This is a genomic window from Lactiplantibacillus sp. 7.2.4, from assembly GCF_018991185.1.
GTDB lineage: Bacteria > Bacillota > Bacilli > Lactobacillales > Lactobacillaceae > Lactiplantibacillus > Lactiplantibacillus pentosus.
This window is the reverse complement of the sequence record NZ_JAGYGS010000080.1, coordinates 1-10,759: the sequence shown is the minus strand read 5'-3', so window position 1 is coordinate 10,759 and position 10,759 is coordinate 1. Positions and strand designations below refer to the sequence as shown.

Sequence of the window (10,759 nt, the reverse complement as noted above, 5' to 3'; positions counted from 1 at the left end):
ATTAAAAGAAAACCATAAAATGCAACTATCGAATTTCAATCTAGACTGTAGAGGCGTATTATCAGGAAAGTGATAATAAGTTGATAACTGGTCTATACATATGTACTATGAAAGTACGAGTTAACATATGAATTTTCAGAAAGACAGTGGCTCTGATATTTTACTGTTTAAGTTGGCGTCAATTGGACTATAGCAACTTAAAAAATGAGCCATTCAGAGGAATACTTGATATGAATCGGGTAACAATACGACAAATTAATGAATTAAATGTTCTGCGAGAAATATTTAATCAATCACCAACTTCAAGGGCGTCTATCTCTAAAACGCTAAATTTAACCAAGTCAACCGTATATAGTATTTTTACAAAATTGGAAAATGATAATTTAATTTATGATATTGGTCAAGGTAGCAGTACGCGGAGCGGTGGTAGGAAGCCTGCACTGACAAACTTTAATGCACGGGCTGGCTATACCGTAAACATTAAAATTAATGCTGATACAATTAGTTGTATGACAAATTGGCTAGATGGGAGCGAAATTACATACCAAGAAACCCCCGTTACTGGGGATGCTGCCTCGGAATATTTGCTAGCAGTGTATCAGGCGATAAAATCAATCCTGATAGATAGTGATGAATTGCTAGGAATTTCAGTAGCAGTATTTGGTGTTGTCCAGAATAACCATATCGTTCGATCTAACGTGGTAAATGGTCTAGAAAAGTTTGATTTAGCCCAAGTTCTCCAAAGTCGGTTTAACGTTCCGGTTGTGTTAGGTAATGAAGCGAATCTGTCGGCACTTTATTTACGAGATTTTACGACAACTTCTGTTGTGGATGGGGTGTCTTTAAGTTTAATCAATGATGTAAGTACCGGTACCATCATTGATGGAAAGCTTTACGAAGGTGCCAGTAGCGAGGCCGGAGAGATTGGTCGAGCGTGCTATTACGGCCTAGGCGCGGATCGACCACTTGCTGTTCGGGAGGTGGGGACTGATTTGGCAGTAATTCACCAGCTAGAGTCATTGAAGAAACAATCAGTGACGTTTGCAGATATACGTCGCTGGTACGACAATGGTGACGAAGATACAGAGGCTGTCTTACATCATTTTAGTATGGGCGTCGCTATCGTTTTACAAAATATGCTTCTCGCGCTTAATCCAGAAAAGGTTGTCATTGCATCACAGCTTTTGCGTTCAATACCGGAAATACTTGAAGAGACAAAGCAATTTTTAACGCCGGTTATCGGAGAAAAGGCCCCAATAGAATTATTCAACGATGTCAATCGCTCAGTATTATTAGGGGGCTGTGCACTTATTTCTCGGCAAGTATTAGGATTGTCAGAAGGGAAATTAATATTTAAAAATCGCTCGTTACCCATATCAGAACAGTAATGTTCATAACCCCGTCTCTAAGCGAATATGATGTGTTTGAAAAGTGTGTTTCCAATCAATGGATACATGCTTTTTTTGTTTTCTAGCATTGAGAGCAAGCGTAAATCAATAATTTAGATCACAAATAATGATCTGAAATTGTTGAATAATCTCGACCGTTTGGTGGCTTAGCCATAATTTTACTGATATTGGTGATTTAGGACTGCTTAAATTAAGTCAGCGAGGCCCCTTGACAGCAACAAATAAAACGGTTACATTTTAGTTAGTTCTTTTGTTAAAAAAAATAACTGAAAATGGAGGGATAAATTATGAAGAACATTGCTCTAGGGTTTCAGAACAAGTTTTTGCCTGCTTTAGCAAAACTTGGGAATCTCAAATATATGGTTGTTCTTCGTGACGGGATGATTATTACGATTCCGTTCACGATTTTCGGAAGTATTTTTATGATTGTTGCAAATTTACCGTTTACTTGGTGGACTAATTTTATTAAACCAATTTCCGGTTATCTGAATGCAGCCGTAACAGTTACTTTTGGTATTTTAGCTCTAATTGTTGCGATGGGAATTAGTTACCAATCCGCAAAGGCTAACAAACTGGATACGATGACGGGGACGGTCATTCCAACAGTTGCTTTTCTTCTTGCCATGCTAAACGACAAATTGACGATTAATCCAGCAGACCTCGGCTCTGGTGGGATTTTTACGGCGATTGTTGTATGTATTCTAGCAAGTGAAGTTATCCGGTTTTGTGTCGCTCGAAATTGGACGATTGAGTTACCAGATTCTGTTCCACCCGCAGTAGCAAAGTCATTTTCATCGTTGATTCCTGGTTCAATTGCATTATTCATTGTTTGGCTTATCCGGGTTGTTTTGCATATTAATATTAATTCGGTTATTACCGCTATCTTCTCCCCACTAGTTGTTGGGTTGGATAGCATTTGGGGTATTGAATTAGCCATCTTCCTTGTTCTCGCACTTTGGGTTGTTGGTGTTCATGGAACCAATGTTATCGGAAGTATCTATACGCCAGTATTCTTGACTTTCTTAACTGCAAACATCAATGCGGTATCTAAAGGTCAAGCGCCAGTTCATATTGCAGCAGATGGTTTTCTGAACTTTGGACTGACTATTGGTGGGACTGGAGCTATTCTTGGATTGGTATTATGTATGTTTACTGCCAAGAGTAAGCGATACAAAGCAATGCGTAATTTAGGGCTTATGCCATCAATCTTCAATATTAGTGAACCGATTATGTTTGGATTGCCTGTTGTATTAAATCCTACGTTGATGGTACCGTTCATTGTGACACCAATGGTATTAGAATTCATCACGTATTACTTAATGAAGTTTGGTGTAATTGGAATGATCGTCGCTCAAGTGCCTTGGACAACACCTACGATTATTAGTGGCTTTTTGATGACAGGTGGGGATTGGCGCGCATCAGTATGGCAATTAATTGAATTAATCGTTGCTGTCGCTGCCTATTATCCATTCTTCCGTATGCTAGATCGACAAGAACTAAAGACGGAGCAAAAAGAGAAAACCGACGAGCAATCAAGTGAAAGCTCATCGCAGTCTGTTTCTACGGTCAAAGGAGCTTAATCGAGTATGTACTATAAAAGCCTAAAAAGATTCCCCAAAAAGTTCCTTTGGGGTGCCGCCTCGGCTGCTTACCAGATTGAGGGCGCATGGAATACTGATGGTAAGGGCCCCTCAATCTGGGATACATTTTCCAAGATACCAGGTAAGACCTACCACGGAACCAATGGGGATGTAGCGATTGATCATTATCACCACTATCGAGAAGACGTGCAGTTAATGTCAGAAATGGGATTAAAAGCATATCGATTTTCGATTGCTTGGTCACGAATCATTCCAGATGGTAAGGTGAATGCCAAAGGATTGAAGTTTTATGATGATTTAATAAATGACTTGTTAGATCATAATATTCAGCCCGTAATAACTTTATATCATTGGGATATTCCACAAGCCTTACAAGATAAGTTTGGTGGTTGGGAGTCCCGCAAAGTCATTGCTGCATTTAAAAAATATTGCCAGACAGTTTTTGCGCAATATGGCGACCGGGTTAAATATTGGGTCACGTTTAACGAGCAAAATGTTTTTACAGCGATGGGATATCGATGGGCCTCGCATCCGCCTAATGTCACAGACGTGAAGCGAATGTATGCAGCCAATCATATTATTAATCTTGCCAATGCCGTTGCAATCAATCTATTCCATGAAATGGTACCCGAGGGAAAGATTGGACCGAGCTTTGGGTATGGACCGACATATCCAATTACAGCTGACCCTAATGACGTTCTGGCAGCTGACAATGCGGATGATTTTAATAATAATTGGTGGCTAGATGTGTATTGCCGTGGGACTTATCCAGTTTTAGTTATGAACCACTTGAAGAATTTGGGGATCGCACCAGAAGTTACAGAAGATGATAGTCGGCTTTTGAAGTCAGCAAAGCCGGACTTCTTAGGCATTAACTATTACCATGGTGGGACATTCCAACAAAACAAGATTGAACATCCCTCTAAGGAAGAACACGATGAAAAGGGCTTTTCGAGTAAAGATCCGTATTTAATGCAGCCTAAAGATGCACAGGCACAGCAGCCTGAGACGCCGATGTTCAAGAATGTCCAAAATCCCTATTTGCCTAAAACGGAGTGGGGATGGGAGATCGACCCTGTTGGATTTAGAGTCGCTTTGAGACGGGTATACGAAAAGTATCAGCTGCCAATTATGGTGACAGAAAATGGTCTCGGAGCAAAAGACCAACTTGAAGACGGTAAGGTTGTGAATGATCAGTATCGAATCGATTATTTGCAGGCGCACATAACAGAAGTGCAACGTGCGCTGACTGATGGTGTTGAACTTCTAGGGTATTGTGCCTGGTCATTTACAGATTTATTAAGCTGGTTAAATGGCTACAAAAAGCGTTATGGATTTGTTTATATTAATCGTAACGATGACAGTGAATTAGATTTAGCTAGAATTCCAAAGAAGAGTTTTTATTGGTACCAAGATTTCATCAGGAGAAACTCTTAAGTTGTTAGCCTAGGTTCTGTAGAATACATACAGGGCTTAGGCTTTTTATTTGAGCTTAGAAGATTACCTATGGTTCAGAATGAAATGGATTATTTAATTCCAATCGTTCTGGTTGACGAATAGCAGACTGAAAGTGAAACTTGATCGATGCTTCAGGGGCGGAGTTAACGCTGCTATTACAACAAGGTATAAGTAAATTGGTATCAATAATTGTATCGTGCTTTGAGAATATCAATCCATGTGATAGGCTATCAGTATATGAATTATGCGATTATTATTAATATAAGTTCTACATATCATAGTCATTGGGGGGCTGCTTGTGATTACTTTTGACCAGCGTGTATTGAATGCTGAATATAAACTTAATGAGACTGAAGAAGCCATTATTAGTTACATTAAGGACAATCAAGAAGCGGTCAGCCATATGTCGATCAGCAAATTAGCAGCCAAAACATATGTTGCGCCAAATGCAATCATCCGATTATGTAAGAAATTAAACTATGATGGCTTTGTCGCTTTGAAATTAGCATTACGAGATGCACATGTTAATGACCAGCGGGGATCTGATCAACTGTTACAACAAGTAGTCATTAACCGTAATTTTGATTTAATTGATGAGTATCGTGAAGACACTGCTATTGAAGCACTAACGAGAGCCAAGAAGAATCTTTTCTTTGCTGTCGGAGAAACGGCCTATGTTGCGCAAAATTTTGCTGATATTTTTAATGCGGTAGACCAGAAAACTCAGTTCGTCACTTATGAGAATCAAATTATTTATGAAATTGAGAACGATCCCAATTTAGTTATTTTTTGTATTAGTCAGAGTGGGGAAACTGCACAGACTTTACGGGTTGCAGAAGCAGCGCGCGCCAACCAGCAAACGGTTATTTCATTGACAGGCTTACAAATTAATTCATTGGCTAAGCTAGCAGATGTCGCGTTATATAGCTACTCGCAGCCGATTACGTGGCGTGGGTATAATCTGACGGATAAAACACCACTATTTATTATTATGAAGGCGCTTTTTGACCGATATTTCAATAACTATGTGTAAAAATACACAGCACACCATCTTATTTTTGAGATGGTGTTTATTTATTTCAACAATTGAATGCGGTTACATTCACGGTGGTACGATGTCTCTGAAATAAAAGGAGGAAACAAAAATGGACTTGACCGAAGCGACATCACTAGATCTGATCACCGTTGGTAAGGACATTACCACCAAACAAGAAGCCTTTAATTTTTTGACTGAAAAACTTTATCAGGCAGGTAAGATTGCATCAAAGGAAGCATTCTTGAATGCAATCTACGAGCGTGAATCAGAATCGGTAACGGGACTTGAAAATGGCATTGCGATTCCACATGGTAAATCAGATACCGTCAAGAAAGCGGCATTCACCGTTCTCAAAACAAATACACCAATTACCGACTATGAGAGTCTTCAGCCTGATAATCAGGTTCGGTTAATTTTTCTGTTAGCAATTCCGACGGCTGAGGCGGGGACAACACACTTAGACATCTTATCGGAATTGGCAACTCGCTTGGCAGATGCGGACTATCGCAATCAACTAATGGGGGCTAATACAGCAGCTGACCTCCTTCAATTATTAGGACCGTTAGTAGGGACGAAAAGTACTGATAACGTAAATGAAGTGCTGTCAGCAAACCAGTCGTTAGTCGCAATTACGGCGTGTGCTGCGGGGATTGCGCACACGTATATGGCGGCAGAATCATTGAATAAAGCTGCAGCTGCACGACAAATTGAAATACATGTTGAAAAACAAGGCGCTAAAGGTGTAGAAGACCGGATTACAGCAGCACAAATTAAACGAGCCAGTGGTGTGATCTTAGCCCACGATGTTCGACTTAAAGATCTTGAACGTTTTAAGGGTCTACCGGTTGTTGATGTTCCGGTTGCAGAACCGATTAGAGATGCGGATGCCGTATTAGATAAAATGATCAGTAAATCCCAAGCTTATCGGCCTGAGGACCAGTCAGCGGTTGATGATGATTCAGTCGATGATCAAACCAATGTCTGGACTGAGATTAAAGATTCAGTGCTGACAGGTATTTCATATATTATTCCAATTATTATTGCTGGTGGGATGATTTCGGCGATTGCAGTAATGATTGCTCAAGGATTTGGGCTGCAAAGTATGATCAATGACCCTAAGAGTTGGCTAGCAATCTTGAAGACGCTGGGTGGGAATATGCTGGGAACTTTGATGGTTCCAGTGCTATCTGCTTACATGGCGTACTCTATTGCCGACAAGCCAGCTCTGGGGCCTGGGTTTGCAGGCGGACTAGCAGCAAACACGATTGCTAGTGGTTTCTTAGGCGGGATGTTGGCTGGGCTATTAGCTGGGTATTTGATGAAGTGGATGAAAAAGCATATTCACAGTGAAGGCGCGTTTTCAGGCGTCATTACTTTCTGGGTCTACCCCGTTATCGGGACACTAATTGTTGCGGTATTGATGCTTTTCGTTGTCGGACAACCAGTTGCTTGGTTGAATCAAGCCTTAATTAATTGGTTGAACGGTCTTGCTGGTGCCAATGCATTACTGTTAGGTGCTGTCATTGGCGGCATGGTGTCATTTGACTTAGGCGGCCCTGTTAATAAAGCGGCCTATGCGTTTTGTCTGGGTGCAATGGCGAACGGTAATTTTGTTCCATATTGTGTATTTGCATCGGTCAAGATGGTCAGTGCCTTTTCCATTTCTGCTGCCTGTTTATTACGAAAAGACCTATTTACCGATGAAGAACGGCAAGTGGGAAATCAGACTTGGATTTTGGGTTTAGCAGGAATTACAGAAGGGGCAATTCCATTTGCCATGGCTGATCCAATCCGTGCCATTGGGTCATTCATCGTTGGTTCTGTGGTTACGGGAGGAATTGTTGCATATTATGCAGTTGGACTTAATGTTCCGGGTGCTGGTATCTTCTCAATGTTCTTATTAAAAGGTGGCGTTGGCGGCCTAATGAATCCATTGATTTGGCTGGGTGCCGCATTATTGGGCGCACTGATTTCAACGATTCTATTGATTTTATTACGTAAGCAGAAGCTAAATAAAAAGATGGCATAATCAAAAAGGGAGTTTTTATATTGAAACCGAATCAGATTCATATTGTTTCTCATATGCATTGGGATCGCGAGTGGTATTTTTCTACTGAAGAGTCACAAATATTATTAGTTAATAATATGGATGAAATTATGGATATGTTGGAGCAGCACCCTGATTACCCTGCCTATGTTTTGGACGGTCAGACTGCTATTTTAGAAGATTATTTTGCGGCTAAGCCTGAAAACGTTGATCGAGTTAAGCGATTAGTCCAGACAGGTCGACTGAAGATTGGTCCTTGGTATACGCAGACGGATGAAGCGATTATTGGCGCGGAGTCTATGACGAGAAATTTATTGTACGGTTTAAAGGATAGTCGTCGTTTAGGCAAGCCAATGATGATTGGTTATGTGCCAGATTCTTTTGGACAAAGTGCCCAGGCACCGATGATTCTGAATCAATTTGGCATTCAGCGATCACTATTTTGGCGCGGCCTTTCAAATCGTAAAGGAACAGAGCGCTCTGAGTTCAAGTGGCAATCTGACGATGGTTCAGAAGTGATGACTGCCAATTTCCCATTGGGATATGCGTCTGGTAAATATCTAGAAGATGACGCTAAAGCACTTAAGACTCGAATGGATAAATTGCTAAATACGCTAGATCAACATGCAAATGGGCAGGATGAATTGATTCCTAATGGACATGATCAAATGCCAATTCAACAAAATATTCAAGAAGTAATTACTTTGTTGAATCAATTGTATCCAGATCGTCATTTTGCATTAAGCACATATGAGCAATTTTTTGATGCGATTCAAAAACAACCTAATTTACCGACAGTTAGTGGAGAAATGTTAGATGGCAAGCGTGGCCGAATCCATCGCAGTATTTATTCGGTAAGAATGGATCTGAAGGCTTATAATGCACGAATTGAAAGTAAAATCACCAATATCCTAGAACCATTGGCTACCCTAGCTTATCGGTGTGGGATTCCATATCAACATGGACTGATTGAGCTGATTTGGAAAGAACTAATGAAAAACCATGCGCATGATAGTATTGGTGGCTGTGTTTCAGATAAAGTCAACAGAGAGATCCTAGGGCGCTATTTGGTTGCTGAAGAACGGGTCGATATGCTGATTGATTTTTATAAGCGAAAAATTACGATGGCCGTCAAGACGGCAACAACTCAAGATAAGTTGACACTTTTTAATTTGTTGCCAAACCGTAAAAGTCACTATGCACAAGCAACAGTCATTACTAAAGCTGACGGCTTTCAGATTCATGATGCAAAGGATCAACCAATCTCTTTTCATGTTATTGAACGGCAAAAGATTGATGCTGGATTAATTGATCGACAAATTGTTGCTCACGGAGATTATGAACCTTTTAATCAATTTATGATTGAACTCGATTGGGACCAAGAGAAGTACGGCTACGAAACATTCACAATTGTGCCGACGACTCAGGCATTAGCAGTTGAAGCACGGTCAACTAAGACCATTGATACTGATGCTTATCACATTACTTTCAATGATAATGGTACAATGACAATTCTTGATAAGGCGTCACAACAGACGTACGAGAGAGTTTTAAATGTGGAAAATCAGGCGGATGATGGCGATGAATATGATTTCTCCCCATTGCGAGGTGATGTACCAATCTATTCTGCTGACCTGGTTAAGCATGCGGACATTAAGATCAGCGAGCGACCATTAAGTTACCAAGCCACTATTGAGTATACGTTAAGGCTACCACGGGATTTAAATAGTCGGCTAGCGCCGGATTCTGATAGGGCGGAAATGGCCGTGGCGTTTATTGTTACAGTCGATAAGACTAGTCGAACGCTGAAAATTGTCGCCAACATTAATAATCACGTCAAAGATCAGCGAACAAGAGTATTAGTGCCAACGAATATTTTGGCAACAGAGTCAATTGCAGATAATCAGTACGGCATGATTAAACGTCCGATACATGATCCAATGTTAAAAGTTTGGCAACAAGACCAATGGGATGAACGACCTGATGAAATCTTTCCATTTTTGACTAATGTTAGCTTGAGTGATCAGCAAACTGTCTCTATTTTTACGAATAGTTCACGAGAGTACGAAATTGTAGATGACTCAATTATTGCACTAACAATGTTTCGGAGTGTCGATTGGTTAGGTAAGTCCAACTTAGTTCGGCGCCCGGGACGACCTTCTGGTATTCATGCAGCCACGCCAGATGGAGAGATGCAGGGACGGCTTACCTTAGAGTTTGGCATCCGGATTGTGCCTCGATCATTAGCTGACGCGGATGTGGCAAATATGGCAAAAGAGTACTTGTCTCCAATAGTGACCTATAACCAGATCCCATTTGAGGCAATGCATCTTAATTCAACGAAGACGTCACTACCACAACAACGTGAGCTATCCGTTCCATTGCCGTCATCGGCAACTGTGTCGACCATTAAAGTCAGTGAGGATGATACTCGGGTCTTGTTGAGATGTTTTAACGCAACTGAACAAGAGATCCCGTTATCCCAGTCAGTTGACCAAGTAAATCTTGCAGAACAAGATGTTAATAATCAGAAGGTGTTAAAACCTAATCAAGTTGTGACATTAGTACTTGAGGTGTAGTCAATGAAAGCACTAGTTGCAATTGATTCGTTCAAAGGGTCATTTAGTAGTGCTGAAGCTGCGGCAATTGTCGCGCAGGTGTTTAGACAGTATGGTATTGACAGTACTGGTGTGACGCTGGCAGATGGTGGTGAGGGAACCAGTGAAGCCTTTCTGGCAAATCAAAGAGGTGGAAGATGGGAGTATGCCATGGTGCACGATCCCTGTGGTAGGTTGATCAAGGCAAAGTATGCGTTTGTTCCTGATGAACGCGTCGCTATGATTGATGCTGCAATGGCTTCAGGGATTCAATCAGTTAAAACGGATGTCGGTTTTGTGAATCCTGTAATGACTAGTTCAGCAGGAACTGGTGAATTAATTATGGCTGCAAGTCGTCAGGGCGCGACTAAAATTATCGTAGGTCTTGGTGGTACGGGAACAACGGATGCCGGAATTGGTTTAATGGGGGCTTTGGGTGCAAAACTATATGACAGTTATAACCAATTATTGCCGGCCAACATTAGCAGTATTAATTTGATAGATCATATTGATTTATCTGAGATTGCCACTAAGCGATTGCAACTAGTCGCTTGTACTGATGTTGATGGCCCGTTGACGGGGACTGCTGGGGCTGTCCAAATGTTTGGCCC

The 10,759-nt window shown here is 41.0% G+C and carries 7 protein-coding genes; all 7 read left to right on the top strand.

Going from position 1 to position 10,759, the window contains the following annotated elements; all coding sequences use genetic code 11:
- Positions 1-230 precede the first annotated feature (230 nt).
- Complete coding sequence (locus KGF70_RS15440) at positions 231-1,388, top strand: ROK family protein (RefSeq protein ID WP_216769455.1); 1,158 nt, start codon at positions 231-233, stop codon at positions 1,386-1,388.
- Between the two features lie 308 nt (positions 1,389-1,696).
- The gene (locus KGF70_RS15435) at positions 1,697-2,989 is read left to right on the top strand and encodes a PTS sugar transporter subunit IIC (RefSeq protein ID WP_050338188.1); all 1,293 of its coding nucleotides are present in this window, start codon (positions 1,697-1,699) and stop codon (positions 2,987-2,989) included.
- 6 nt (positions 2,990-2,995) lie between these two features.
- Positions 2,996-4,447 (top strand): glycoside hydrolase family 1 protein, encoded by a 1,452-nt coding sequence (locus KGF70_RS15430; RefSeq protein WP_216769454.1) that lies wholly within the window; start codon positions 2,996-2,998, stop codon positions 4,445-4,447.
- Positions 4,448-4,766: 319 nt separating this feature from the next.
- The gene (locus KGF70_RS15425) at positions 4,767-5,501 is read left to right on the top strand and encodes a MurR/RpiR family transcriptional regulator (protein ID WP_216769453.1); all 735 of its coding nucleotides are present in this window, start codon (positions 4,767-4,769) and stop codon (positions 5,499-5,501) included.
- Positions 5,502-5,613: 112 nt separating this feature from the next.
- Positions 5,614-7,533 (top strand): PTS 2-O-a-mannosyl-D-glycerate transporter subunit IIABC, encoded by a 1,920-nt coding sequence (gene mngA, locus KGF70_RS15420; RefSeq protein WP_050338191.1) that lies wholly within the window; start codon positions 5,614-5,616, stop codon positions 7,531-7,533.
- Positions 7,534-7,553: 20 nt separating this feature from the next.
- Entirely contained in the window at positions 7,554-10,130 is a 2,577-nt protein-coding gene (locus KGF70_RS15415) for a glycoside hydrolase family 38 C-terminal domain-containing protein (RefSeq protein WP_253954898.1), read from the top strand.
- Between the two features lie 3 nt (positions 10,131-10,133).
- Positions 10,134-10,759: glycerate kinase (locus tag KGF70_RS15410; RefSeq protein WP_216769451.1), on the top strand; the 626-nt coding region annotated here is incomplete at its 3' end.